Source organism: Amycolatopsis sp. NPDC050768 (assembly GCF_040654155.1).
Taxonomy (GTDB): Bacteria; Actinomycetota; Actinomycetes; order Mycobacteriales; family Pseudonocardiaceae; genus Amycolatopsis.
This window is the reverse complement of the sequence record NZ_JBFAHL010000021.1, coordinates 35,637-62,072: the sequence shown is the minus strand read 5'-3', so window position 1 is coordinate 62,072 and position 26,436 is coordinate 35,637. Positions and strand designations below refer to the sequence as shown.

The window sequence follows — 26,436 nt, the reverse complement described above, 5'->3', positions numbered from 1 at the left end:
ACTCAGTGGAGCCAGCGCATCACGTCGCACAGCTCTTCGGCGTCGAGCCCGCCCAGTTCGTCGATCTCGCCGCGGCGCACGTCCATCAACGTCGTCGCCAGTTCCGCGCCGAAGGCCGATTTCAGCACGTCGTCGGCGACGAACGCGGCCACGGCCTGCTCCAGTGAGCGGGGGAGGCGCACCACTCCCGCGGCGGCGGCGTCCCCGGCCGACAACGTCCCCGGATCCACCTCCACCGGCTCCGGCAACCGTGTCGCGGAATCGAGCCCCGCGATTCCCGCGAACAGCAACGCGGCCACGACCAGATACGGGTTGGCCGTGAGATCAAAACACTTCACTTCGAAATTCGCGGCTGTGTCCCGTTTCCCCGCCGGGCCGCGCACCAACCGCAGCGGTGCTTCCCGGTTTTCCAGGCCCCACGCGGTGTACACCCCGGCCCAGTGGTGCGGTTCGAGCCGCAGGTAGCTCACGACCGACGGAGCCCCGATGGCCAGCAACGCCGGCAACCGCCCGAAAATCCCCGCGGCGAACGACTCGGCGACCTCGCTCAGCCCGAACACCCCGGCGCCGCCGGCGCACAGGTTCCGCTCGCCCTCCCACAGGCTGCAGTGCACGTGCCCGCCGTTGCCCACGCCGCCGGGCGCGAACTTCGGCGTGAACGACGTTTTCAACCCGTGGTTCACCCCCACCGCGCGGATCGTCTCCCGCGCCAGCACCGCGACGTCCGCCGCCCGCACGGGATCGTCGGCGGCCACGGAAACCTCGAACTGCCCCGCCGCGTATTCCGGGTGCACCTGCTCGACGCCGAGGCCCTGACTGTCCAAAGCAGACACCAGATCCCGCACGTATGCCGATTGCTCGGCCAGCCGCGAATACCCGTACGCGGGCCCCGCCACCGGCGCCCCGCCCGGCCCGGCGACCACCCACTCGAGCTCGAACGCCATCCGCGCCGAGTACCCGCGGCCGGCCAGTTTTGCCACCGCCGTCGCCGCCAGCGCCCGCGAGTCCTGCGGGTGCGGCTCGCCTTCCTGGTCGTAGCGCAGGGCCGGCGCCCACGCCCACCCCCGCTGCGCGTCGAGCACCGTGAGCGCGTCGAGGTCCGGGTGCAGCCGCAGGTCGCCGACGGGGCCGAGCGAGTACGCGCCCGACGTGATCGTGTCCGTGCACAGGAAGAAGTCGAACGAGTTCGACGCGCCCACGCCCCACGCCGCGGCCTCGGCGAGCCGGCTCACCGGCACCGCCTTCACACGGGAGATGCCGGAGTTGTCGACGAAGGTCAGCGCCACCAGCTCGACCCCCGAACGGCCCAGCAGCGCAGCCTCCTCGGCACCCCGCCTGGAAAGTTCAACCCGATCGAGCTGGCTCATCCTGCCCCCGCGATGTTCACTGTGTAGTTCACGCCGTCGTCCTCGGCGGCCGTGGGACCACCTGCTGCTTCCGGACGAAGGAGCGCATCGTGTCAGACATCGTCGAAACCCGTCCAGCGCTGCGGCGCACCCTGTCGGTGTGGCAGGCCGTGGGCCTGTCCGTGGCGCTCATGGCGCCGAGTATGGCCGCCAACATCAACCCCCAGCAGACCGCGGCCGCCGCCGGGCGGGCCGTGCCGCTGGCTTTCCTGCTCTCGGCCGCCGGCGTGCTGCTGGTCGCCTACGGCTTCGTCCGCCTCTGCCAGCACTACCACCACGCGGGCTCGGTCTACGCGTTCGTCGGCGCGACGCTCGGCCCGCGCGCCGGTGTGGTGTCCGGCATCGGGCTGCTCGGCACGTACACCTTCTACGCCGTGGTCACGAGCTCGGCCGCGGGCACGCTCGGCACGGCGTTCCTCACGCAGGTGGGGATCTGGCCGAACCCGCCCTGGTGGGGGCCGTTCGTGCTCACGGGCGTCGCGCTCGTCGGCAGCTGGCTGCTCGCGGTGGCGCCCGCGCGCCGAGGCACGTCGACGCTGCTCGCCGTGGAAGGCGCGACGATCGCGGTGATCCTCCTGGTCACCGCCGTGATCCTGGTCCGCCTGATCGCCGGCAACGCACCCAACGACGCCCACTTCACGATGTCCGTGTTCACCTTCACGCCGGACATCGGCCTGTCCGGCGTGTTCCTCGGCGCCGTGTTCGGCTTCCTGTCCTTCGCGGGCTTCGAAGCCGCCGCGACGCTCGGCGAGGAGACCCGCGACCCGCGCCGCAACATCCCGCGCGCCATCCTCGGCACGGCCATCTTCGGCGGCGCCTTCTTCGTGATCGTGACGGCCGTGGAGATGATGGCGTTCCGCTCCGACGCCCAGGCCTTCCACGACTCGCCCTCCCTGCTCGGCGACCTGGGCAGCACGTTCGTCGGCTCGTGGGCCGGCGACGTGATCAGTGTGGGCGCCGCGATCAGCGCGTTCGGCTGCTGCCTCGCCTGCGTGGTCGGCGGCTCGCGCCTGCTCTTCGCCCTGGGCCGCGACGCCTTCGACGGCCGCGGCATCGGCCGCACGTCCCCGAAGGGCACACCGGTCATCGCCGTCACGACCGTCGCCCTGGCGGCCGCGCTGATCATCGTCGTGTGCGCCGTGTTCTTCGGCGCGACGGCGGCGGACACCTTCGCGTGGTCGGGATCCATCGGCACGTTGATCCTTTTGGTCATCTACCTGCTGACCACCCTCGGCGCCATCCTGTTGCTCTTCGTGCGCCGCCGCATGCACGTCCCGTGGTGGCACCTGATCTTCCCCCTCGGCGCGCTCGCGCTGCTGGGCTACACGGTGTACGTCAACGTCGTCCCCTACCCGACCGAGGGCCCGGCCCGCTGGTTCCCCGTCGCGGCGGGCGCGGTGCTCGTGCTGGCCGTGGTCTTGGTCCTCGCGGCGCCCGGCTTCGCCCGTAGGGTGGGGGAACGGCTGGGCGTCACCGAAGGAGGCCGATGAGCGAGGTGCTGGACTTCGTCGCGGAGGCGCCGCTGGTGGACCACCACTGCCACGGAGTGGTGACGGGCGAGGTGGAACGCGAGGGCTTCGAGCGGATGCTCACGGAGGCCGACGCGGTGTCGCCGCTGGGAACGTCGCTGTTCGACTCGCTCATCGGGCTCGCCGTGCGCGAGCGGTGCGCGCCGGTGCTCGACCTGCCGAAGCACGCGCCGGCCGACGAGTACCTCGCACGGCGAGCGGAGCTGGGAGCCGACGAGGTCAACCGGCGGTTCCTGCGCGGCACGGGGACCACCGACTTCCTGCTCGACGGCGGATTCCAGCCCGACGAGCTCACCGGCACCACCGAGTTCGCCCGCCTCGCCGGCGCCCGTGCCCACGACGTGGTGCGGCTCGAGCAGGTCGCCGAGGACGTGGTGCGCGCCGGCACGACCGCGAGCCGGTTCGCCGCGGACTTCGAGGCGGAGCTGGAAAAACGAGCGAAACACGCGGCCGGGGTGAAGTCGATCGCCGCGTACCGGGTGGGGCTGGAGCTGTCGGGTGAGCGGCCCGACGCCGTCGAGGTGGTCGACGCGGCCGGGCGGTGGCTCTCGCGCTTCGGGGCCGGGCTGGGGCTGCGCCTGGCCGACGAGGTGCTGCACCGCCACCTCGTCTGGACGGGTATCGACCTCGGGCTGCCCGTGCAGTTCCACGTGGGCTACGGCGATTCCGACGTGGACCTGCACCGGTGCGATCCCTTGCTGCTCACCGGATTCCTGCGTGCCACGCGCGAGACGGGCGTGCCGATCCTGCTGCTGCACAACTACCCGTTCCACCGCAACGCCGCCTACCTCGCGCAGGTCTTCGAGCACGTCTTCGTGGACACGGGCCTCATCACGCACAACGCCGGCTTCCGCGCGCCGGCGATCCTGGCCGAGACGCTGGAGCTCGTGCCGTTCGGCAAGCTGCTGTTCTCGACCGACGCGTTCGGCCTCGCGGAGCTCTACCACCTCGGCACAACCCTGTTCCGCCAAGGACTTTCCGACTTCCTGCGGTCCGCTTTTGCCGCCGACGCACTGTCCGAAGTGGACGCGCGGCGCCTCGTCCGCCTCGCCGGCCACGAGAACGCCACCCGGATCTACCGCCTGGAGCCCCGATGACCGACCTGGCCGCGCGCTGGCGTGCCGCTCTCGCCGACGAGCTGCCGGATGCCGTCGAGCTGCGCCACCGGCTCCACGCCGACCCGCGCGCGTCCGGCGACGAGGAGGACACCGCGCGCGTGGTGGCCGCCGCGCTGGGCGCCGGCGAAGGGGCGCGCGTCGCCAAGACGGGACGGCTGGTCGAGCTGCCCGGCGAGCACGCCGGCCCCGCCGTCGCACTGCGGGCGGAGATGGACGCGTTGCCGATCGTCGAGCGCACGGGTGCGGCGTGGGCCTCGGACTCCGGACTGATGCACGCGTGCGGCCACGACGTGCACCTGGCCGCGCTGGTCGCCGTCTGCCGGGCGGCGCGGCGCGTCGGCGTGCCGCGGCGGCTGGTCGCGGTGCTGCAGCCGCGTGAGGAGACGTCGCCTTCGGGCGCGCTGGACATCGTCGAGTCGGGGGCACTGGAGGAGCTCGGCGTGGACACCGTCATCGGCGCCCACGTGCAGCCGCGGCTGGCGCACAACGTCGTCTCGGCCGCGCCCGGGCCGGTGAACGCGTCGACCGACGAGTTCGAGATCGTGCTCCACGGCCAGGGCGGCCACGCGGGGTACCCGCACCTCGTGCGCGACCCGGTGCTGGCGCTGAGCCAGCTCGTGGTGAGCCTGCAGCAGCTCGCGAGCCGCCGGATCGACCCCGTGCACGGCGCCGTCTGCACGGTCGGGCGCATCCACGCCGGCACGGCCGCCAACGTCGTCCCGAACACCGCGACCGCGCTCGGCTCGCTGCGGCTCATGCGCGCGACCGACCGCGTACACGCGCTGGAGGTGCTGGCCGAGATCGTGCACTCCACCGCCCGCGCGTACGGCTGCACCGCCGACCTGCAGATCAGCCCGTGCGAGCCCGTGCTGGTCAACGACCCGGCGCTCGCGGCGGCCGCCCAGACCTGGCTGCTCGACGGCGGCGCCGACGTCGACGTGGACTTCCGCTCCTTCGGCGCCGATGACTTCGCCCACTACTGCGGCACCGGCACCCGCGGGCTGATGCTGTTCGTCGGCCTCGGCGACACCGCGGGCGCACCCAGCCTGCACGACGAGGTGTTCCTGCCCGAGGACGCCGCCGTCGGGCAGGTCGCGCGGGGCCTGATGGCCGGGTACCTCGCCGCTCTGCAGCCGGGCGGCTACGAGTAGTCACCTTCGCGACCGGACCGTGACCGGTCCTTCACGAACCCTTCGGCGGCGCCCTCACCACACCGGAGCATTGACGCGCTACGGTGACCGCGTGTATTCCGCCTCGGCAGCCTTCCTGGCCACGATCCCGAGCCCCGACCGCGGTGTGTGGCACCTGGGGTTCATCCCGATCCGTGCCTACGCACTGTGCATCATCGCCGGCATCATCGTGGCGATCTGGTGGGGAGAGCGCAGGTGGGCCGCGCGCGGGGGCACCAAGGGGACCGTGATCGACGTCGCGGTGTTCGCCGTGCCGTTCGGCCTCGTCGGCGGCCGCCTCTACCACGTGATCACCGACCCCGAGCTGTACTTCACGGCCGGCAAGAACCCGTGGAACGCCTTCGCCATCTGGGACGGCGGCCTCGGCATCTGGGGCGCCATCGCCCTCGGTGGCGTCGGCGCCCTGATCGCCTGCCGCCGCAAGGGCATCCCGCTGCCGGCGCTGGCCGACGCGCTCGCCCCCGGCATCGTCACGGCCCAGGCCATCGGCCGCATCGGCAACTACTTCAACCAGGAGCTCTACGGCGCGCACACCGACCTGCCGTGGGGCCTGGAGATCTACCAGCGCATCGACCCGGCGACCGGCTTGCCCGATGCCCTCACCGGTGTCGCCGTGGGCCACGTGCCGCTGGCAGACAGCCCGGTGCACCCGACCTTCCTGTACGAGCTGATCTGGAACCTGCTCGTCGCCCTCGTCGTCGTGTGGGCCGACCGCCGCTTCAAGCTCGGCCACGGCCGCGCGTTCGCCCTGTACGTGGCCGGCTACACCCTCGGCCGCTGCTGGATCGAACTCATGCGCACCGACACGGCCAACCACATCCTGGGCCTGCGCGTGAACGTCTGGGTCGCGATCCTCGTGTTCCTGGGAGCGGTGACGTTCATGATCTTGGCGAAGAAGAAGGGCCCGCGCGAGCTGCCCGAGACGCTGCACAGCCGCGGGGACGAACGTGACGCGGTTGCGGAGCCTTCTGAAGCTTCGGGCTCTGCGGATTCTGCGGAAGCGGCTGAGTCTTCCCCGTCGGAGTCCGCTTCGGACACCGCCGCCCCACCGTCCGAACCCGACGCGGACACCCTCGACGAAATCACGGTCGACGCAGGGTCCGCTTCCTCCGGTTCGGATTCGGACAAGCCTGAGAAGTCCTGACCCTCGGTTTTCACCACGCACAAGGTCCCCGGCTCGAAGTCGAGCCGGGGACCTCGTGCGTTGCGGGGTCAGCCGAGCGGCGAGCCGCCGAAGTAGTCGTCGTCTCCGGCGGAGCGGTCTTCGCCGCGGGGGCGGCGCGGGGAGGGCGGGTCCTGGCGCTTCGGGGTGCCGCGGCCGGCGAGGGGGTTGGTGAACTCGTCGTCGTCCGGGGTGGTGAAGCGCGAGCGCGGGTCCTCGTGCCGGGGTGCAGTGTGCCGGCCCTGGTCCGGCCCGGGCGAAGGCGGCGAATGCGGCGAATGCGGTGCCGGAGGCGCGGGCGGTGCCGACGGCTTGCGGTCGGCCAGCGGGTCGGCGAAGTCGTCGTCCGGCGGGGGAGCGCTGTGGCGGCCGGGCGGCGGCGGAGCCGGGCTCGACGGTGAAGCGCTGCTCGCCAGCGGGTCGTCCGTCGAGAAGCCCTTCGGCTCCTCCGCGGCGGCCGGGTAGGTCGAGCGGTTCGAGTCGGCGAGGAAGTCGCGCGAGCCCGTGCGGGCTTCGAGGACCTCCTCGGGCGACAGGCCCTCCTGCAACTCCTCGTACATGTCCTTCGCGTCGCCGAGCTTGGCGTCGGCCAGGGCGCGCACCTCGGGGTCGGCGAAGGCCTTGCCGGACGCGACGTCCTTCCACGTCAGCTCGCCGGCGTCGACCTTGCGCTTGACCAGGCGCAGCGCGGCCGGGGCGTCGGGCTTCGAGGCGGCGGTCTTGAGCGCCTCGATGCGTTCGGGGGTGTCGGTCTGCGGCAGCGGCTTCAGGCGGATCTTCTCGAGGTCCTTCAGCAGCTGCCGCGACTTGCTCACGGTGCTGTCGAGCGCCGATTCCGCCTCGCGGATCTCCGGCGTCTTCCACGCGTCCTGCGCGGGGGTGGGCCGTGACATGACGGCGGGTCCTCTCAGTCGTCGATGCGGCCGCTGATCCGGCCGCTGCCGGAGTGCGCCGGGGTACGGCTCTTGCGGCTGTCCCAGTAGTCCTTGTTGTCCTCGTGGTTGCCGCGGGACTCCTCGACGCCGTCCTTCACGGAGTCCTTGATGTCGCCCACGTCGCCGGCGATGTCGGAGGCGTTGTCCTTGATGTCGCCGACGTCGCCCGCGATGCCCTTGCCGATGTCGATCACGTCGGAGACGCTGCCGACGTCCTTGATCTTCGCCAGCTGCGACCCGATGTCCTTCACCGAGTTCCACAGGTCGCCGACCTTCTGCACGATGTCCTTGATCATGTCGATGATCGAGATCAGCGAGTTGATGAGCGGCAGGATCTCCGACAGCCCGGTGATCGCGTCGGCGATCCACCCCGCGATCGGCACGCACGCTTCGGCCGCCATCACCAGCAGCCGGTCGATCAGGCTCTTCAACAGGTCGAGCGCCTTGGCCGCCAGCTTCTGCGACGTGTCCGACAGCAGCTCGAACCCCTTGGCGATCAGCTCCGCGATCCCGGCCTCCGCGGCCAGCCCCGCGCGCCACCCGAGGTCCACGTACGCCTTGTGCGCCAGCGACGCCGGGCCCGACCAGCTGTCGCCGAGGATCTTCTCGTTCCCCACCATCACGGTCGAGAACGCCTTCATCGCCTCGGCGATGTTGCGCCACGCCTCGGCGTCGGCGGAGATCTTCGAGAAGTCACCCGTGATCGGCTCGATGAACATCTGCGTGAGCGTCTGGCCGGTGATCTGCTGGAAGATCCACTCGACCGCCATGACCTCCACGCCGGCTTCCTTGACGAGGTCCTGGATGTCCTCGCCGGACGTGTCCTCGGGCGGCTGGAGCTGTTCGCTGATCGAGCTGCCCTCGTCGAACCCGCTCGGCGACGTTGCCGGCGCGGCGCCGGGATCCCCGCCGGACGACGCGGGTGTATCGCCACCGTCATCGGAGTCGTCGTCATCGTCCGAGTCGTCGTCCTCGGGCTCGTCGGAGTCGTCCTCGTCGTCCTTCTTCTTTTTCTCGTCCTTGTCCTCGTCGCCCTTGTTCTTGCCGTCCTCGTCCTCGCCCTGCCCCGGGCGCTTGCGCTCGTCGCCCTCGTCCTGGCCGGGCCGGTTCGGGTGGTTCGGGTCGTCCGGCTGGTGCCCCTGCGGTGGCACGCCAGGCGCCGGAGTGCCGGGGGTGTGCTGCTGCGGCGGCGAACCCGGCCGGTTCGGCGGCGTGTTCGGGTGCGGCGGCGGTGTGTTCGGGTGCCCTTGCTGGGGCGTGGCAGGGTGCGTCGGCGTGTGGTGCGTCGTCCCGCCGGACCCGCCCGGGTGGCTGTGCCTGGCCATGTCGTTCCCCCTCGGTGGTGGTCGGAGTCAGTGGTGGGTGGTCACTTCGCGCCGACCTCGTCGATCGCGATGCCGAATTCCTTGAGGATCGCGGCGACCTGGCCGTCGTGGTGGTCGTAGGAGTCGGCGGCGGAGCGGACGCCCTGGCTCAGCGAGGTGAGGCGGTTGTCGCCGAAGTCGAGGGTGCTGCCGTAGAGGTTGCCCACCAGGTCCACCACGGGCTGCAGCAAAGCGAACAGGCCGGTGAAGCCCGACTTGTCGCACGCGGTGGTGCGCATGTAGTCCTTGATCTTGCCGACCTGGGCGTGCAGCCCGTCGACGACGTCCGCGTACTCGCGCATGACGTCGGTGTGTACGTCGAAGTCCGACACCGATTCCCTCCCCGTGATCGTCGGTCGACGAACACTATGGCAGGAAGTGATCACCCAGCGTGGGGTGTTTCGGGAAATCCACCGGATAGGAAATCGAAATCCGACAAATCAGACAAGTGTCTACAAAGGACGATCAGAGGTCCGGCAGCCCGAGCTCGAGGTTCGGCGCCTGGAGCCCACCGTCCACTTCGAGCACCTTGCCCGTCACGTACGCGCCGGCCGGCGAAGCCAGGTACAGCACCGCCGAAGCCACGTCCTCCGCGGAACCGATGCGCTGCAGCGGGGTCGCGTTCTCCATCTTCACGCGGATCTCTTCGTTGCCCGCCACCAGTTCCAGTGCCGACGTGAGCACCGAACCGACGCAGATGGCGTTCACGCGCACCTTCGGCGCGAGGTCCACGGCGGCCAGCCGCGTGTAGTGCGACAGCGCGGCCTTCGCCGTGCCGTAGGCGAGAAAGCCGCGGCCCTGTACGCGGCCCATGATCGACGAGATGTTGACCACCGCACCGCCGCTTTCGAGCAGTGCCGGGGTCGCGGCGACGGTCAGCGCGTGGGCGGTCGCGACGTTGAACCGGAACGCTTCCTCGAGGAAGTCCGTCGTCGACTCGGTGAACGGCCTCGGGTACGTGCCGCCGACGTTGTTGACGACGATGTCAAGCCGTCCGAAAGCGGCCAGGGCTTCCGAAGCCAGCGCGCCGGCCGCCGCCGGGTCCGACAGGTCGGCCGTCACCACGTGCGCACGGCGCCCGGCCGCGGCCACGCTGGCGGCCACCTCGTTCAGCTGGGACTCGGTGCGCGAGGCGATGACCACGTCGGCGCCCGCCTCGGCGAGCGCCACGGCGGTGGCCGCGCCGATGCCGCGACCGGCGCCGGTGACCACCGCGACCTTGTCCGTGACGCGGAACCGATCGAGGATCATGCGGCGGACGCTAACACGTTTCACCGGCGAGCGGCATCGGTCACACAGGTGGTCGCTCGAGCCGGGAAGACCCCAGGAAAACGGCCGGAAACGGCTGTGTCAGGCCGGATGCGTAAAAGCCCGGTTACACTTGACGGCAACCGCCCAGATCCGATAGTTAGCTAAGCGAACGACCTGGGTGCCATCAGGAACTACGTCGTTCCGCGCAGCCAGATCGTTACCGTTCACCGCCGTCCGGGGCGCTCTGAGGTGCTGCTCCGGTGTTTCCCAGGTGTTAAAGTCGCGCTAACAAGCGGGCCATCGTCGTCCCGTGCGCTCCCCACGGCCGGTTCGCCGGTCTCGCACGAAGACGACGAAGGAGGTCCCTTTTCCATGATCTTCTCCGCCATTCCCGGCAAGCAGGGTCTCTACGACCCGGCGACCGAGCTGGACTCCTGCGGTGTGGCCATGGTGGCCGACATCAAAGGGCGCCGCTCCCACGGCATCGTCGCCGACGGGCTGACCGCGCTGGCGAACCTCGAGCACCGCGGCGCCGCGGGCGCCGAACCGACGAGTGGTGACGGCGCGGGCATCCTGCTGCAACTGCCCGACGAGCTGCTGCGCGCCGAAGCCGGCTTCGTCCTGCCTCGAGCGGGTGCCTACGCGGCCGGTATCGCGTTCCTGCCCGGCGACGCCGAGCAGCGCCGCAAGGCCGTCGAGCTGGCCGAACGCATCGCCGCCGAGGAAGGCCTCGACGTCCTCGGCTGGCGCGAGGTCCCCGTCGACGCGGACCGGGCCGGAATCGGTCCCACGGCGCGTTCGGTGATGCCGCACTTCGCCATGCTGTTCGTCGCGTCGCCGGGCGGGGAAGCCGGGCTGGAGCTCGAACGGCTGGTCTTCTGCCTGCGCAAGCGCGTGGAGCACGAGAGCGTGGCCTCGGACTGCGGCACGTACTTCCCGTCGCTGTCGGCGCGCACGATCGTCTACAAAGGCATGCTCACCACCGCGCAGCTGCCCGCGTTCTTCACCGACCTCACCGACGAGCGGCTCGAGAGCGCGATCGCCCTGGTGCACTCGCGGTTCTCCACCAACACGTTCCCGTCGTGGCCGCTCGCGCACCCGTTCCGGTTCGTGGCGCACAACGGCGAGATCAACACCGTGCGTGGCAATCGCAACCGCATGCGCGCCCGCGAGGCGCTGCTGGAGTCCGACCTGATCCCGGGCGACCTCGCGCGGCTGTACCCGATCTGCTCGCCCGACGCGTCGGACTCGGCGTCGTTCGACGAGGTGCTGGAGCTGCTGCACCTCGGTGGCCGGTCGCTGCCTCACGCCGTCCTGATGATGATCCCGGAGGCGTGGGAGAACCACGCCACGATGGACCCGGCGCGGCGTGCGTTCTACCAGTTCCACGCGAGCCTGATCGAGCCGTGGGACGGCCCGGCCTGTGTCACGTTCACCGACGGCACGCTCGTCGGCGCGGTCCTCGACCGCAACGGCCTGCGTCCGGCGCGCTGGTGGCAGACGGTCGACGGCCGCGTGGTCCTCGCCAGCGAGGCCGGCGTGCTCGACGTGGCCCCCGGCGACGTCGTGGCGAAGGGCCGCCTCAAACCGGGCCGGATGTTCCTCGTGGACACCGAGGCCGGCCGGATCGTCTCCGACGACGAGGTGAAGTCGGCGCTGGCCGCGGAACAGCCGTACGAGGGCTGGCTGCACGCCGGGCTGCTGAAGCTGGCCGACCTGCCCGACCGCGACCACGTGGTGCAGAGCCACGACTCCGTGCTGCGCCGCCAGCTCGCCTTCGGCTACACCGAGGAAGAGCTCAAGATCCTGCTGGCGCCGATGGCCGCCAAGGGTGCCGAGCCGATCGGTTCGATGGGCACCGACACCCCGGTCGCCGCGCTGTCGAAGCGTTCGCGGCTGCTGTACGAGTATTTCAAGCAGAACTTCGCGCAGGTCACCAACCCACCGCTCGACGCGATCCGCGAAGAGCTCGTGACCTCGATGGCGCGCATCATGGGCCCGGAGCGCAACCTGCTCGCGCCCGGCCCCGCGTCGTGCCGGCACCTGAACCTGCCGTACCCCGTCATCGACAACGACGAGCTCGCCAAGCTCATCCACGTCAACGACGACGGCGACCTGCCGGGCTTCGCGTGCAGTGTCCTTTCCGGACTGTACGAAGTGGACGGCGGGGCTGAGGCGCTGGCCGCCGCGATCGAGCGAGTACGCCGTGAGGCGTCGGAGGCGATCGCCGCCGGGGCGCGCACGCTCGTGCTCTCCGACCGCGACTCCGACCACCGGATGGGGCCGATCCCGTCGCTGCTGCTGGTCTCCGCGGTGCACCACCACCTGGTGCGCACCAAGGAACGCCTGCGCGTCGCGCTCGTCGTGGAGACGGGCGACGCGCGCGAGGTGCACCACATCGCCGTGTTGCTGGGCTACGGCGCCGCCGCGGTGAACCCGTACCTCGCGTTCGAGACGATCGAGGACATGATCGCCCAGGGCGCGATCACGGGGATCGAGTCGGGCAAGGCGATCCGCAACTACGTGCAGGCGCTCGTGAAGGGCGTCCTGAAGATCATGTCGAAGATGGGCATCTCCACCGTCGGCGCGTACACGGCGGCGCAGGTGTTCGAGTCGCTCGGCCTGAGCCAGGACCTGCTCGACGAGTACTTCACCGGCACGTCGTCGAAGCTCGGCGGCGTGGGGCTCGAAGTGCTGGCCGAGGAGGTCGCGGTGCGCCACCGCCGCGCCTACCCGGACAACCCGACCGACCGTGTCCACCGTGGACTCGACACCGGCGGCGAGTACGCCTACCGCCGCGAGGGCGAGCTGCACCTGTTCACGCCGGAGACGGTGTTCCTGCTGCAGCACGCGTCGAAGACCGGGCGCGAAGAGGTCTACCGCAAATACACCGAAGAGGTGCACCGGCTCTATCGCGAGGGCGGCGCGCTGCGCGGGCTGTTCAAGTTCCGCGACAGCGCGCGCGAGCCCGTGCCGCTCGACGAGGTGGAGCCCGTCGAGGCGATCCTCAAGCGCTTCAACACCGGCGCCATGTCCTACGGCTCGATCTCGGCCGAGGCCCACGAGACGCTCGCCATCGCGATGAACCGCATCGGCGGCCGCTCCAACACCGGTGAAGGCGGCGAGGACCCGGAGCGCCTCTACGACTCCGAGCGCCGCAGCGCGATCAAGCAGGTCGCGAGTGGCCGGTTCGGCGTCACGAGCGAGTACCTCGTGAACGCCAGCGACATCCAGATCAAGATGGCGCAGGGCGCGAAGCCGGGTGAAGGTGGCCAGTTGCCGCCGAACAAGGTGTACCCGTGGATCGCGCGCACGCGGCACTCGACGCCCGGCGTCGGGCTGATCTCGCCGCCGCCGCACCACGACATCTACTCCATCGAGGACCTGGCGCAGCTCATCCACGACCTCAAGAACGCCAACGAGCAGGCCCGCGTCCACGTGAAGCTGGTGTCCTCGCTCGGGGTCGGCACGGTCGCGGCCGGCGTTTCCAAGGCCCACGCCGACGTGGTGCTCATCTCCGGGCACGACGGCGGCACCGGCGCCTCGCCGATGAACTCGCTCAAGCACGCCGGTACGCCGTGGGAGATCGGCCTCGCCGAGACCCAGCAGACGTTGCTGCTCAACGGTTTGCGCGACCGCATCACGGTGCAGGTCGACGGCGCCATGAAGACCGGGCGCGACGTGGTGATCGCGGCGCTGCTCGGCGCCGAGGAGTACGGCTTCGCGACGGCCCCCCTCGTCGTCGCGGGCTGCGTGATGATGCGCGTCTGCCACCTCGACACGTGCCCGGTCGGCGTCGCGACGCAGAGCCCCGAGCTGCGCAAGCGGTACACCGGCCAGGTCGAGCACGTCGTGAAGTTCTTCGAGTTCGTGGCCCAGGAGGTGCGGGAAACGCTGGCGCAGCTGGGTTTCCGCACGCTCGACGAGGCCATCGGGCACGCCGAGGTGCTCGACACGGCCGAGGCGCAGGCGCACTGGAAGGCGGCCGGGCTCGACCTGAAGCCGATCTTCGAGGTCCCGACCGAAACGCCGTACGGCGGGGCGAAGCGGCGCGTACGGGCGCAGGACCACGGCCTGGAGCACGCCCTGGACCGCACGCTCATCCAGCTCGCCGAGGCGGCGCTGGAAGACGCGCACCCGGTGCGCCTCGAACTGCCGGTGCGCAACGTGAACCGCACCGTCGGCACGCTGCTGGGCTCGGAGATCACCCGCCGCTACGGCGGTGAAGGCCTGCCCGAGGACACGATCCACGTGCTGCTCACCGGTTCGGCCGGGCAGTCGCTGGGCGCGTTCCTCCCGCGCGGCATCACGCTCGACATGGTCGGCGACGCCAACGACTACGTCGGCAAGGGTCTCTCGGGCGGCCGCATCATCGTGCGGCCCGACCCCGAAGCCGTGTTCTCTGCCGAGCGTCAGACGATCGCGGGCAACACGCTCGCGTACGGCGCCACGGCGGGCGAGATGTTCCTGCGGGGCCAGGTGGGCGAACGCTTCTGCGTGCGCAACTCCGGCGCCACGGTCGTCGCCGAGGGCGTCGGCGACCACGCCTTCGAGTACATGACCGGCGGCCGCGCCGTGGTGCTCGGCCCGACGGGCCGCAACCTCGCGGCCGGCATGTCCGGCGGCACCGCGTACGTGCTCGACCTCGACCGCGCCAAGGTCAACGGTGACATGGTGGATCTGTCCGTGCCGGGTTCCGAGGACCTGGCGTGGCTCAAGCAGATCGTGCAGCAGCACCACGACCTGACCCGCTCGGCGGTGGCCGCGTCGCTCCTCGGCGACTGGACGCGGCGTTCGGCGGCCTTCACCAAGGTGATGCCGCGCGACTACCAGCGGGTCCTCGACGCGGCGAAGGCAGCTCGCGCTGACGGCCGCGACGTCGACGAAGCGATCATGGAGGCCGCTCGTGGCTGACCCGACGGGTTTCATGAAGAACCGGCGCGAAGAGCCGAAGAAGAGGTCCAAAGAGGACCGTCTCGCCTCCTGGGGCGAGGTCTACGCCGATGTCGAACCGGCGCAGCGCAACGAGACCGTGCGCACGCAGGCCTCGCGCTGCATGGACTGCGGCATCCCGTTCTGTCACTCCGGCGGCACGGGTTGCCCGCTCGGCAACCTGATCCCGGAGTGGAACGACCTCGTCCGCCGTGGTGACTGGGCCGCGGCGAGCGACCGGCTGCACGCCACCAACAACTTCCCCGAGTTCACCGGGAAGCTGTGCCCGGCGCCGTGCGAGGCCGGCTGCGTGCTGTCGATCTCGCCGCTGTCGGGCGGGCCGGTGGCCATCAAGCGGGTGGAGGCGACGATCGCCGACCAGTCGTGGGAATCCGGGTACGTGCAGCCGCAGGTGTCGGAGGTGTCCTCGGGCCGCCGCGTCGCCGTGGTCGGCTCCGGGCCGGCCGGGCTCGCCGCCGCGCAGCAGTTAACCCGCGCGGGCCACGAGGTCACGGTGTTCGAGCGCGACGACCGCCTCGGCGGCCTGCTGCGCTACGGCATCCCCGAGTTCAAGATGGAGAAGAAGGTCCTCGACCGGCGCCTCTCGCAGCTGCGCAAGGAAGGCACGCGGTTCGTCACCGGCTGCGAGGTCGGCGTGGACCTGACCGTGGAGGACCTGCGCGAGCAGTTCGACGCCGTGGTGCTCGCCGTGGGCGCGCTGCGCGGCCGCGACGACCAGACCACGCCGGGCCGGGAGCTGCGCGGGGTCCACCTCGCGATGGAGCACCTCGTGCCCGCCAACCGGTTCGTGGAGGGCGACGGCCCGTCGCCGATCGACGCGGCCGGCAAGCACGTGGTCGTGATCGGCGGTGGCGACACCGGCGCCGACTCCTACGGCACGGCCACCCGCCAGGGCGCGCTGTCGGTGACGCAGCTGGACCAGTACCCCGTGCCGCCGACGAGCCGCGACGACGACCGCTCGCCGTGGCCGACGTGGCCCTACATCCTGCGCACCTACCCGGCGCACGAGGAGGCCGGCGAGCGCAAGTTCGCCGTGGCCGTGAAGCGGTTCGTCGACGACGGCGCCGGCAACGTCAAGGCCCTTGAGCTGCAGCAGGTCCGCGTGATGAAGGACCCGGAGACGGGCCGGCGCGAGGTCGTGCCGACCAGCGACGAGGTCGAGGTGCTGCCCGCCGACCTGGTGCTGCTGGCGATCGGCTTCGAGGGCGTGGAGCGGATGCCGCTGCTCGACGGTCTCGGCCTTTCCCTGACGCGGCGCGGCACTTTGTCGTGCGGCGCCGACTGGCAGACCGGGACGCCGGGCGTGTTCGTCTGCGGCGACGCCCACCGCGGCGCGTCGCTGGTGGTGTGGGCCATTGCCGAGGGGCGGTCCGTGGCCAATGCCGTGGACGCGTTCCTCATGGGCGACTCGGACCTGCCGTCGCCGGTGCACCCGACGGCGTTGCCGCTCGCCGTGGTCTGACCCCTCGTCCTCCAGGCCCCACGTTCTGCAGGCCCCCAGCGCAATGGCGCGCTGGGGGCCTGTTTTTCAGCGGTGCCCTGGCGCGGGTGAACTTCCCGGCACACACGGTGGTCGCCGCTGACCGTCGAGAGTGGAGCTTCGGCAAGACCGGTGCCGTTTCGGTGCTCGACCACGGCAAGCTGAAGCAGGTCGTGAAGAACCTGCCGTCCGCGGCCGGGACCGACGGCAGGGCCGGCGCCGGCCCCGCGGACGTCGAGTTCGTCCGCGGCACCATGGCGATCCTCGGCCAGACGCTCAACTCGTGGTGACCTTTGCCAAGGACGGCATCGCCACGCCGCCCTCGGACGGCGTGCTGACGCGGATCGAGAAGAACGGCAAGAAGACCGTGCTCGCGTCCGCCGGCCTGGCCCAGGCCACCGGCCTCGCGATCGACGGCGACGACGTGTACATCGCCAACCACGGTACGTCGCCGAGCACGGGAAAGCCGTCGGGCTCGATCGAGAAGCTGACGGTGCGCAACTGAGGCCCGGCTCCGGGCGGACGGGGCCCGTTCTCCCGGAGCCCGCCGTCGGCGGTGGGCGAAACGTGAAGCAGATTTCTCGTCGCGGCGACCCGTCGCGCTGTACCTGCCAGGACGAACCGGACGTGTGACCCGCGCCGCCCTCCCGGAACCACGCGGGCGGCGAACCTTATCCTGGGAGCCGTGAACTGGACAGTGGACGTTCCCGTCGACACGCTTCCCGAGCTCCCGCCGCTTCCGCCCGAGCTGCGTTCGCGCCTCGACGCGGCCCTGGCCCTGCCCGCCGCGCAGCAGCCCGAGTGGCCTGACGTCGAGCTGGCCAAGCGCGTCCGGGGCGTGTTGGAGAGCGTGCCGCCGATCACCGTGCCCGCCGAGATCGACCGGCTGCAGAGCAGGCTCGCGATGGTCGCGCGCGGCGAGGCCTTCCTGCTGCAGGGCGGCGATTGCGCCGAGACGTTCGAGTCCAACACCGAGCCCCACATCCGCGCCAACCTGCGCACGCTGCTGCAGATGGCCGTGGTCCTCACCTACGGCGCGAGCCTGCCCGTGGTGAAGATGGGCCGCATCGCCGGCCAGTACGCGAAGCCTCGTTCGGCGGCCACCGACGCGCTGGGCCTGCCCGTGTACCGCGGCGACATCATCAACTCGCTGGTGCCCAAGCCCGAGCTGCGCGTGCCCGACCCGGGCCGCATGATCCGCGCGTACGCCAACGCGGGTGCCGCCATGAACCTGGTCCGCGCCCTCACCGGCGCCGGCATGGCCGACCTGCACCAGGTGCACGACTGGAACAAGGACTTCGTGTCGGCCTCGCCGGCGGCGCAGCGCTTCGAAGCGCTCGCCAACGAGATCGACCGCGGCCTGCGGTTCATGAACGCCTGCGGCGTCACCGACACGTCGCTGCAGTCCACCGAGATCTTCGCCAGCCACGAGGCCCTGCTGCTCGACTACGAGCGCGCCCTGCTGCGCCTGGACAACGCCGACGCGGCCAACCCCAAGCTGTACAACCTGTCCTCGCACTTCCTCTGGATCGGCGAGCGCACCCGCCAGCTCGACGGCGCGCACATCGCGTTCGCGGAGCTGCTGTCCAACCCGATCGGCCTCAAGATCGGCCCGACGACCACGCCCGAGCAGGCGCTGGAGTACGTCGAGCGCCTCGACCCGCGCCACGAAGAGGGCCGGCTCACGCTCATCTCGCGCATGGGCAACGGCAAGGTCCGCGAGGTGCTGCCCGCGATCGTCGAGAAGGTCGAGGCCTCGGGCCACAAGGTCATCTGGCAGTGCGACCCGATGCACGGCAACACGCACGAGTCGTCCACCGGCTACAAGACCCGCCACTTCGACCGCATCGTCGACGAGGTGCAGGGCTTCTTCGAGGTGCACCACAAGCTCGGCACCTACCCGGGCGGCATCCACGTGGAACTCACGGGCGAAGACGTCACCGAATGCCTCGGCGGCGCCCAGGAAATCTCCGACGTCGACCTCTCCGGCCGCTACGAAACCGCCTGCGACCCGCGGCTGAACACCCAGCAGTCGCTCGAGCTGGCGTTCCTCGTGGCGGAGATGCTGCGGGGCTGAGTCCCTAAACGGTGTTCAGCAGCACCGCGGTGGATTTCAGCACCGCGTCGCGCAGGCCGCCGGGGTCGGGGACGGCCTCGGCGTTCGCCTGGAGTCCGATGTGGACGCCGTCGCGGTAGGTGGCGACGGCGATGCCCACGGCGTGGCGCGGGGCCAGCGGCACAAAGGGGTACACCTGCGCCAGGGGCGCGCCCGCGAGGGTGAGGCGCGCGGCCGGTAGCGGCACGGTGGTCACGACCAGGTCGAACAGCAGCGGCGCGGCCAGCCCGGCCGTTTTCGTGCCGAGGCGGTGCAGCACCGTGGGCACGCGGTCGGCGAGCAGCGGGAACGCGCCGGCGCCGCGGGCCGGGCCGGCGGCCTTGTTCCGGGTCATCGCGCGGCACACCAGGTGCAGGCGCTCGACGGGGTCGTCCTCGCCGATCGGCAGGTCGCACAGGTAGCCGGACAGTCTGTTGCCGCCGACCTGGCCGCTCGAACGGCCGCGCACGCTCACCGGGATCAGCGCCCGCAGGGTGCGCCCGTCGGCGCGTTTACCGCGGTTGACCAGCCACTCGCGCAGCGCCCCGGCCAGCACGGCGAGCACGACGTCGTTGCCCGTGCCGCCGTGTGCGCGGCGGATGCGGCGGATGTCGGCGGTGGGCAGCCGCACGAACCCCAGGCGCCGCTCGGCCGACGCGGGCGCCGATACGGGCGACAGGGGCGGCCGCGCCGCACGGACGAGCGACGTCGCGATCCCGGCCGTCTCCCCGGCGTGCGCGAGGGTGTCTTTCACGCTGTCTTTCACGCTGTGCAGCGCCGAACGCGGCCGCGGGATCGGCGCCGGTCCGGACGCACGGGCGAGGGTGCGGTCCGCGACGGCCAGGCCGTCGAGCAGGCCGACGGTCACCGCGTACGCGCCTTCTCCGTCAGTAAGGGCGTGGTGCAGCTTGAGCAACACGGCGAAACCACCCTGGGGCAGCCCGGTCACCACGGTCAGATCCCACAACGGACGGCTCGTGTCGAGCGGTTCAGCGATCCACTGCGCGGCGAAGTCCGTGAGCGGGTCGGGGTCGTACAGCGTGCTCAGCTCGTGGTGGTGGATATGTTGTGCCGCAACGAAATCCGGATCATCCGACCAAGTCGCGGAACCGGGCGGAAACAGCTCGGTGCGCATTTTTCGGCGCAGCTGCGGCATTTTCTCCGCGCGCGAGGCCAGCAGCGCCGCGAGCTCCACGCCGTCGGCTCGCCCGCGAGAGGTGAACACCAGTACCGCACCCATGTGCATCGGCGCGGTTTCGCTTTCAAGACACAGGAACGCGACGTCGAGCGGGCTGAGCGGGGTACGAACCATCGCGACCGTCCTCGTGCGGCTGGGCAAGAGTGGGATGCGCCCCACGACACCACCTTGACATGACGGGAGGGTGGTCACCGTGTTTCGCGGGCGCTAACGACCCGCGGTTTCACTCACCCGGGTCACGCGCACCCCACCGCCGCGCCCACCCACCCCGTGCCGGCTTCTCCTCCTTCGCCGGCCTTGACGGCTGCGGCAACGCGGGCGGCTGCGCCACGGTGAGCGCTTCGCCGGGCGACTGCGGCGGCGCCGGCCGGGACGGCTGGGGGAGCGGGTCGGCTGCGGCGGGTGTGGGCAGCGCGACTGTCGGGCTGTCGTCGGTGTTGCGGCGGGAAAGTGGTGGGGGCTCGGCGGGCGGGCGCGGAGGTGCCGTCTGCGCGGGGTGCGGCGGTGGCTCGGCCAGGCCGTTCGGGGGGTGTGCGATGAGTGGGCTGCCGGCGCGGGTGGGGGTGCGCCGGGGCAGCGGTGAGGCCGTGCCGGGCGGGCGCGGTACCGGGCGGTCAGGGCCGAGGGCGACGTTGCGGCGGGGGAGCAGCGAAGCTTCGCCGGCCAGGCGCGGAAGCAGCACCGAGGGAGACCGTTGCGGCAGGCGCTCGCCGGGTGCGGCGCTGTCGGCAGCGTCGCGGCGGGGAAGTGGCTCGGCGGACTCCGGGGCCCGCACCGGAAGCGCGCCGTCGGCCCCGGAACCGGAGGCCACGCCAGGAGCGGCACCGGAATCCGAAGCCCCACCAGGAGTCGCACCGGAACCGGAAGCCACATCAGGAGCGGCACCGGAACCCGCGGCCGCGGCGTTCCGCAGCGCCACCCCGTTGCCCGGCCGCTTCGGCAGCCCAGGCCACAACTCCCCGGCCTCCTCCGCCGCCGCCCGAATCGCCGCGCCGTCCAGCTCCGTGTGCGTTTCCTTGATGTCCCGGTCGAGCCACTGGATCACCAACGTGAACGGCCCGTCCCCCGGCAATGGCCACAAGAAGATCTGGTGGTCCAGGTGGAACTGCGTCCCGCCGCCACCCACGGCGCGCAGGACCGGCTGCGCGGGCTCCGAAGCCGACGGCACCGAGATCGACTCGGAGCTGGCCCGGCTCCCGTCCGGGTACAGCACGCCGACGAGCAGCGCGTTGTAGTCCGGGATCCGCCGGTGGTCGATGAGGGAGCCGCTGCGGCCCTCCTGCAGGCTGTCTCGCGAGTACACCGCCAGGCGCAGCGTCAGGGCTTCCGGCCAGACCTCGATGCCGCGCAGGGCGACGATCGTGCGTTCGGAACGGCCGAGCGGCCGCGCCCACGGCAGGAGCGCCGGGACGATGTGGTCGTTCGGCGGGCCCATCCACGGACGGCCCTCGTAGCCGAACAGCTCCTGCTCCCGCACGGGGAACAGGGGGCGTTCACGAGGACCGTCCGTGAAGAAGCTCATGGGCTACTCGCGCGGGGAGAGGTCGCCGTTCGACAGCGCCTGCTCCGAGCCCGTGGGGGCCGACGGCTTCGAGGGGCTGCCCATGGCGTCCATCAGCTGGCGGGCCAGGCCGAGGCCCGTACCGCCGAGCGACAACGCCTTGGTGAACATGTCCGACATCCCGTCCGCGCCGTTCAGGACCACCATGTGGTCGACGTTACCGAACGCCTTCGCGCCGGCCTCGACGATTTCCGGCCAACGTTCGGCCAGCTGTTGTGCTACCACAGCTTCCTGGTTCTCCGCCAGTGCCGCGGCCCGCGCCTTGATGGATTCGGCCTCCGCCAGACCGCGAGCCCGGGCCGATTCGGCCTCAGCGAGACCCCGCGCCTTCGCGGCTTCCGCCTCCGCCAGACCGCGAGCCTGGGCGGCCGCCGCCTCGGCCTCGCCGGTGGCGCGCGTGGCCCCCGCCGACGCCTCGGCCCGCGCCTTCGTGGCCTGGGCCTCCGCCTCGGCGGCCGTCTTCACGCGCGTTGCGTCGGCCGCGGCCCGCAGCTCGGTCTCCTTGGCCTCGGCCTGCGCGCGGGCGATCTGGGCGTCGCGGTCGGCGTCGGCCGTCGTGCGCGTCTCGTACGCCTTCGCGTCGGCCGGCTTGCGGACCTGCGACTGCAGCCGCTGCTCGGCCAGCGCGGCCTCCAGCTCGGCCGCCCGAGTCTCCTGGACCACGACCTCCTGCCGCGCCGTCGCCTCGGCCAGCGGGCCCGACTGGCTCGCCTTCGCCTTGGCCTGGTCGACCTCGGCCTGGTAGCCGGCCTGCTTGATCTGGCTCTCCCGCATCGCGCCCGCCTTCTGCGCGGCGGCCACCTGCTCGGCCTGCGTGGCCTCCTGGTCGCGCTGCGCCTCGGCGATCCGGGCCGAGGCCGCGATGGCCGCGGCGTGCGGCTTGCCCAGGTTGAGGATGTAGCCGGACTCGTCGTCGATCTCCTGGATCTGCAGCGAGTCGACGATCAGGCCCAGCTTGATCATCTCCGTGGCCGACGACTGGCGGACCTCGCCGGTCAGCGCGTCGCGGTTGTGGATCATCTCCTCGATGGTCAGCCCGCCCACGATCGAGCGCAGGTGGCCCGAGAACAGCTCGTGGATGGTGTCGTTCATGCCCGTCTGCTGGTCGAGGAAGCGGCGGGCGGCGTTGGCGATCGAGGCGTAATCGTCACCCACCTTGTAGATCACCACCGCCCGCACGGTCACGGGCAGGCCCTGCTTGGTCACGCAGGACACCTGGAGGTTGACGCCGCGCGTGTCGAGCGAGAGTCGCCGGGCGGTCTGGAAGCCGGGGATCACGTTGACGCCCCGGCCGGTCACGATCTTGAACCCGAGGCTGTCGGCGGTCTCGGTGCGCTCCACCCGGATCCCCCACCCGGAGATGATGAGCGCTTCGTTCGGCTCCGCGACCTTGTACAGGATTCGCAGAAGCCCGAAGAGCACGATCACGGCTACCACCGCGATCACGACGATGAGCCAGATTTCCATAACCCCTCGCAGCCCGATTTTCGGTTGTTGGTAGCTCTTCGACGCCGCTAAGGCTTCAGCGGTTGCCACCGTTCCACGTAAACCGTTCGCGGGGGTTCGAAATCCACCACAAGGACCTGAGTGCCGGTCGGGAAGCTCACCTCGGGGTCGGCCGCGTAGGCGTAGAAGGCCTCGGTGCCGCCGCGGACGCTGAGCAGCACCTCACCGATCAGGCCGGGGCCGACGGCGCCCGTGACGCGGCCTCGGCTGCCGATCATCCGCCGAAGCCCTGAATCTTCACCTTCGTGCCCTTCGGCACCAGCGAACCCGGTTGCGGGTCCTGCTGGAAGACGAAGTTGAAGCCGCCACTACCGTGGCCGCGGCCACCGCCGCCGCCCTGCTTGTCGACGTCGAGCCCGGCCTGCTTGAGGATCTTCTCGGCCTCGTCGAACTGCTTGAACCGCACGTCGGGCACCTGCACGGCGTTGGAGACGAAGACCCTCACCTGCTTGCTGCCCGGCGTGTTCGCCGGCGGGTCCGTCCGGGTGACGCCGCCGGCGGGGATCGTCTGCGAGAACTCCTCGCCTCCGTCCACCGGCTGGAACCCGGCCTGCTGCAGCAGCTGGAACGCCTCGTCCTTCGGCCGGCCCGTGACGTCGGGCACGGGTGGGAGCGGTTCCGGGCCCTTCGACAGGACCACGGTGACCTGGCCGCCGATGTTCACCGGCGTGCCGGCCGCGGGGCTCACGCTCACGACGGTGCCCTGGGGCGCGGTGTCGCTGAACGCCGGTGTGCCCTGCGTGACGTTGAGCTGCTGGCCCTGGATCGCCTTCGTCGCGTCGGCCAGCGAGGCGCCGACCTGGATGTTCGGCACCACCGGCTTGCCCTTGGACACGACGACGGAGACGTTCGCGTCCTTCTCCAGCTGCGTGCCCTCGGCCGGCGTCACCTTGACCACGGTGTTGGCCGGCACGGTGTTGCTGAACTCCTGGCTGTACTGCGGCGTCAGGTTCGCCGCGCGCAGCTTGTCGCCGGCCTCGGCCTGCGTCAGGCCCACGAGCTTCGGCACGGCCGACGTGGTGGGCGCCGATTCGCTGAGGATGAACGCGAACGCCCCGATCAGCCCGCCCAGCACCAGCACGCCCACTGCGATCAGGGCGAACATCTTCCGCCGGTCGCGCGGTTTCGGCTCGCCGGCCGGCGGACGCGGGCGCCGTGGCGGAGGCGGGGTGGCCGGCGGGGGCACCGCGACCTGCTGCGTCGGCATCGGCTGGCCCGCGGGCGGCGACGGCGGCGGCCCGACCGGGACCGCCCGGGTCAGCGCGCGCGTGCCCTGCGGACCCGAGACCGGCATCGTCTGCTCGGTCACCGGGATGCGCGGCATGGTGCGCTCGGTGTCGGACATGCGGTCGCCGTCCGGCGGCGGGGGCACGGGCACCGGCACGACCGGCAGGCCCAGCTCCGTGCGCACGGCCTGCAGCTCGGCCAGGAACACGCCGGCGTCGGCCGGGCGCAGCTCGGAGTCGCGACGGGTGGCGCGCAGGATGAGGTCGTCGAGCGCGGGCGGCAGGTCGGGCCGCAGCTCGCTGGGGCGCGGCACGTCGTCATTCACGTGCCGGTAGGCGACCGACAGGGCCGTGTCGCCGGTGTAGGGCGCCTGGCCGGTGAGCATCTCGTACAGCAGGATCCCGGCCGAGTACACGTCGCCGCGGGCCCCTGTGACGCCCGTGGTGACCTGCTCGGGCGAGAGGTAGGCGACGGTGCCCAGGATGACGCTCGAGCTCGTGGTGCCCGCGCTGGCGACCGCGCGCACCAGGCCGAAGTCGCCGACCTTGACCACGCCGCCCGACAGGGCGCCGCTGCTGCGGCCGACGAGCACGTTCTCGGGCTTCACATCGCGGTGCACCAGCCCGGCGGCGTGCGCGGCGGCCAGGGCCGACAGCACGGGCTCGGCGATGCTCAGCGCGAGCGCGACGTCGAGCTTGCCCTGCTCGGACAGCAGGTCGCGCAGCGTCCCGCCGTCCACGAGCTCCATCACGAGGAACGCGAGCCCCGCGTCCTCGCCGGGCGGGACGTCGAAGCCCTGGTCGTGCACGGCCACCACGTTCGGGTGGTGCAGCTGGGCGGCCGAACGCGCTTCGCGCACGAAACGGTCCACGAACGAGCGGTCGTCGGCGAAGCGGGGATCCATGATCTTGATCGCGACCGCGCGGTCCAGCCGGGTGTCCATCCCCCGGTAGACCGACGACATCCCGCCCTGGGCGAGCAGCCTGTCCACGCGGTAGCGGCGTTCGAGCAGCGTGCCGACGAGGCTGGGGTGCGTGCGTGTCACGGCTGGCTATCGTACGGAACTACGCCCGCGTGGGTGCGGTGAGGCGGCGGGTCACCCGTGCGTACCAGTCGGGGAAGCGGTCGAATGTGGCACAGTGTCACGTGTGAGTGGGATTCCTGTCGCCGATGACGTCCTCGACTCCGCTGTCACCGTCCTTCCCCTGAACCAGGTGGCGGCCGTGCTCGGGATCTCGTCCAACAAAGTGCGCCAGATGCTGCGCGACGGTCATCTGATCGCCGTGCGCCGCAAAGGTGACCTGTACGTGCCCAGCGACTTCTTCGTCAAAGACGGAGTGGTCAAGGGCCTGGCGGGCACCATCACGGTGCTCGCGGACTCGGGGTTCAGCCGCACCGAGATGCTGCGCTGGCTCTTCGCGGCCGACGACACGCTGCCGGGCATGACACCCGTCAACGCGCTGCGGACGAGCCACGGCACCGAGGTGAAGCGGCGCGCCCAGGCCATGGCTTTCTAGGCTTTTCGCCTGATTCGCTCCGCGCCGGTCCGACCACGCGAGGTGATCGATCACGGCCTGCCGACGGCCGCCGTGTCCGCTGTCCGAAAGTTCTGTCCGAAACGCCCGAAGGCCTCCCCGCTCGCGCGAGGAGGCCTTCGGCGAACTTCGCGTGTCAGCCGTTGTGCTTGTCGCGCCAAGCGACCCAGTTCTTGAGGGCCGTGAGGTCGTAGTCGGGACCGCCGACGCCCACCGTGAACGTGCTCACGCCCAGCTCGACGAGCTTCGGGCCGAGCTCGTCCGGGTCGCCCTGCACACCGCAGGAGCGCTCGATCTCGAGCGGGTCGCGGCCGAGGTCCGCGCAGTGCTGGTCGAGGATCTTCACCTTGCGCTCGACGACCTCCGGGTCGCCGAAGCCGTGCCAGATGTCGGCGTGCTTGGCCACGAGCTTGAGGGTCTTCTTCTCGCCGCCACCGCCGATGAGCACGGGGATCTTGCGCGTCGGCGCCGGGTTCAGCTTGCCCAGGCGGGATTCGATGCGCGGCAGCGACTCGGCGAGGTTGTCGAGACGCCCGCCGGCGGTGCCGAACTCGTAGCCGTACTCGTCGTAGTCCTTCTCGAACCAGCCCGAGCCGATGCCGAGGATGAGCCGGCCGCCCGAGATGTGGTCGACGGTCCGGGCCATGTCCGCGAGCAGCTCCGGGTTGCGGTAGCTGTTGCACGTCACCAGCGCGCCGATCTCGACCCGGGACGTCGACTCCGCCCAGGCGCCGAGCATGGTCCAGCACTCGAAGTGCATGCCGTCGGGATCGCCGTAGAGCGGGTAGAAGTGGTCCCAGTTGAAGACGATGTCGGCGCCGATGTCCTCGGCCGCCGAGGCGGTGCGGCGGATGGTGTCGTAGTCGGCGTGCTGCGGCTGGAGCTGGAGCCCGATTCGCAGCCGCCGGTTCGAAGCGGAAGTCATG

The 26,436-nt window shown here is 71.2% G+C and carries 20 protein-coding genes and 1 pseudogene; 10 read left to right on the top strand and 11 right to left on the bottom strand.

What is annotated here, in order from left to right; all coding sequences use genetic code 11:
• Nucleotides 1-2: 2 nt before the first annotated feature.
• The gene (locus AB0H62_RS41825) at nt 3-1,367 is read right to left on the bottom strand and encodes a glutamine synthetase family protein (protein WP_360592020.1); all 1,365 of its coding nucleotides are present in this window, start codon (nt 1,365-1,367) and stop codon (nt 3-5) included.
• A gap of 89 nt (nt 1,368-1,456) precedes the next feature.
• Here AB0H62_RS41825 and AB0H62_RS41820 point away from each other — a divergent pair, with 89 nt between their 5' ends.
• The 4 genes from AB0H62_RS41820 (at nt 1,457) to lgt (ending at nt 6,387) form a co-directional block, all read left to right on the top strand.
• Entirely contained in the window at nt 1,457-2,896 is a 1,440-nt protein-coding gene (locus AB0H62_RS41820) for an APC family permease (RefSeq protein ID WP_255637674.1), read from the top strand.
• Nucleotides 2,893-4,032, top strand: coding sequence for an amidohydrolase family protein (locus AB0H62_RS41815; protein ID WP_220238037.1), 1,140 nt, complete (start codon nt 2,893-2,895; stop codon nt 4,030-4,032). Before AB0H62_RS41820 ends, AB0H62_RS41815 begins: the two co-directional genes overlap by 4 nt.
• Nucleotides 4,029-5,204 (top strand): amidohydrolase, encoded by a 1,176-nt coding sequence (locus AB0H62_RS41810; RefSeq protein ID WP_220238038.1) that lies wholly within the window; start codon nt 4,029-4,031, stop codon nt 5,202-5,204. Before AB0H62_RS41815 ends, AB0H62_RS41810 begins: the two co-directional genes overlap by 4 nt.
• 91 nt (nt 5,205-5,295) lie before the next feature.
• A complete protein-coding gene (gene lgt, locus AB0H62_RS41805) occupies nt 5,296-6,387 on the top strand; it encodes a prolipoprotein diacylglyceryl transferase (RefSeq protein ID WP_360592019.1) in 1,092 nt (363 codons plus the stop codon).
• Nucleotides 6,388-6,455: 68 nt separating this feature from the next.
• Here the strand turns inward: lgt and AB0H62_RS41800 are convergent, their stop codons facing one another.
• The 4 genes from AB0H62_RS41800 to AB0H62_RS41785 all read right to left on the bottom strand — a co-directional run bounded on the left by AB0H62_RS41800 (nt 6,456) and on the right by AB0H62_RS41785 (nt 9,955).
• Nucleotides 6,456-7,298, bottom strand: a complete 843-nt coding sequence (locus AB0H62_RS41800) for a hypothetical protein (RefSeq protein WP_360592018.1) — start codon at nt 7,296-7,298, stop codon at nt 6,456-6,458.
• A gap of 14 nt (nt 7,299-7,312) precedes the next feature.
• Nucleotides 7,313-8,665, bottom strand: coding sequence for a hypothetical protein (locus AB0H62_RS41795; RefSeq protein WP_360592017.1), 1,353 nt, complete (start codon nt 8,663-8,665; stop codon nt 7,313-7,315).
• A 41-nt stretch (nt 8,666-8,706) separates the two neighbouring features.
• On the bottom strand, nt 8,707-9,036 hold the full coding sequence (locus AB0H62_RS41790) for a hypothetical protein (RefSeq protein ID WP_220238042.1): 330 nt from the start codon (nt 9,034-9,036) through the stop codon (nt 8,707-8,709).
• 133 nt (nt 9,037-9,169) lie between these two features.
• Nucleotides 9,170-9,955: an SDR family oxidoreductase gene (locus tag AB0H62_RS41785; protein WP_360592016.1), complete on the bottom strand. Its 786-nt coding sequence runs from the start codon at nt 9,953-9,955 to the stop codon at nt 9,170-9,172.
• 372 nt (nt 9,956-10,327) lie between these two features.
• On the opposite strand from AB0H62_RS41785, the gene gltB reads away from it, so the two are divergent.
• The 5 genes from gltB (at nt 10,328) to AB0H62_RS41760 (ending at nt 18,465) form a co-directional block, all read left to right on the top strand.
• Nucleotides 10,328-14,869, top strand: coding sequence for a glutamate synthase large subunit (gene gltB / locus AB0H62_RS41780; protein ID WP_360592015.1), 4,542 nt, complete (start codon nt 10,328-10,330; stop codon nt 14,867-14,869).
• Nucleotides 14,862-16,370 carry a glutamate synthase subunit beta gene (locus AB0H62_RS41775; protein WP_220238045.1) on the top strand — a complete coding sequence of 503 codons (1,509 nt, stop codon included), beginning with the start codon at nt 14,862-14,864 and terminating at the stop codon, nt 16,368-16,370. Before gltB ends, AB0H62_RS41775 begins: the two co-directional genes overlap by 8 nt.
• A gap of 86 nt (nt 16,371-16,456) precedes the next feature.
• The gene (locus AB0H62_RS41770; protein ID WP_360592014.1) at nt 16,457-16,678 is read left to right on the top strand and encodes a hypothetical protein; all 222 of its coding nucleotides are present in this window, start codon (nt 16,457-16,459) and stop codon (nt 16,676-16,678) included.
• Complete coding sequence (locus AB0H62_RS41765) at nt 16,672-16,893, top strand: hypothetical protein (protein ID WP_360592013.1); 222 nt, start codon at nt 16,672-16,674, stop codon at nt 16,891-16,893. Before AB0H62_RS41770 ends, AB0H62_RS41765 begins: the two co-directional genes overlap by 7 nt.
• Before the next feature lie 180 nt (nt 16,894-17,073).
• Entirely contained in the window at nt 17,074-18,465 is a 1,392-nt protein-coding gene (locus tag AB0H62_RS41760) for a class II 3-deoxy-7-phosphoheptulonate synthase (protein ID WP_220238047.1), read from the top strand.
• A 4-nt stretch (nt 18,466-18,469) separates the two neighbouring features.
• Here the strand turns inward: AB0H62_RS41760 and AB0H62_RS41755 are convergent, their stop codons facing one another.
• From AB0H62_RS41755 to AB0H62_RS41735, 5 genes and pseudogenes are all read right to left on the bottom strand, one after another.
• On the bottom strand, nt 18,470-19,795 hold the full coding sequence (locus AB0H62_RS41755; RefSeq protein WP_360592012.1) for a wax ester/triacylglycerol synthase family O-acyltransferase: 1,326 nt from the start codon (nt 19,793-19,795) through the stop codon (nt 18,470-18,472).
• A gap of 793 nt (nt 19,796-20,588) precedes the next feature.
• A pseudogene (locus AB0H62_RS41750) lies at nt 20,589-21,203 on the bottom strand (hypothetical protein); the annotation flags it as partial.
• 3 nt (nt 21,204-21,206) lie between these two features.
• The gene (locus AB0H62_RS41745) at nt 21,207-22,709 is read right to left on the bottom strand and encodes an SPFH domain-containing protein (RefSeq protein WP_360592011.1); all 1,503 of its coding nucleotides are present in this window, start codon (nt 22,707-22,709) and stop codon (nt 21,207-21,209) included.
• Between the two features lie 47 nt (nt 22,710-22,756).
• On the bottom strand, nt 22,757-22,966 hold the full coding sequence (locus AB0H62_RS41740; RefSeq protein WP_360592010.1) for a hypothetical protein: 210 nt from the start codon (nt 22,964-22,966) through the stop codon (nt 22,757-22,759).
• The gene (locus AB0H62_RS41735; protein ID WP_360592009.1) at nt 22,963-25,020 is read right to left on the bottom strand and encodes a PASTA domain-containing protein; all 2,058 of its coding nucleotides are present in this window, start codon (nt 25,018-25,020) and stop codon (nt 22,963-22,965) included. Before AB0H62_RS41735 ends, AB0H62_RS41740 begins: the two co-directional genes overlap by 4 nt.
• 103 nt (nt 25,021-25,123) lie before the next feature.
• On the opposite strand from AB0H62_RS41735, the gene AB0H62_RS41730 reads away from it, so the two are divergent.
• Complete coding sequence (locus tag AB0H62_RS41730; RefSeq protein WP_220238052.1) at nt 25,124-25,492, top strand: Rv2175c family DNA-binding protein; 369 nt, start codon at nt 25,124-25,126, stop codon at nt 25,490-25,492.
• Between the two features lie 154 nt (nt 25,493-25,646).
• Here AB0H62_RS41730 and AB0H62_RS41725 read toward each other — a convergent pair whose 3' ends face one another.
• Complete coding sequence (locus AB0H62_RS41725) at nt 25,647-26,435, bottom strand: LLM class F420-dependent oxidoreductase (protein WP_360592008.1); 789 nt, start codon at nt 26,433-26,435, stop codon at nt 25,647-25,649.
• Nucleotide 26,436 lies beyond the last annotated feature (1 nt).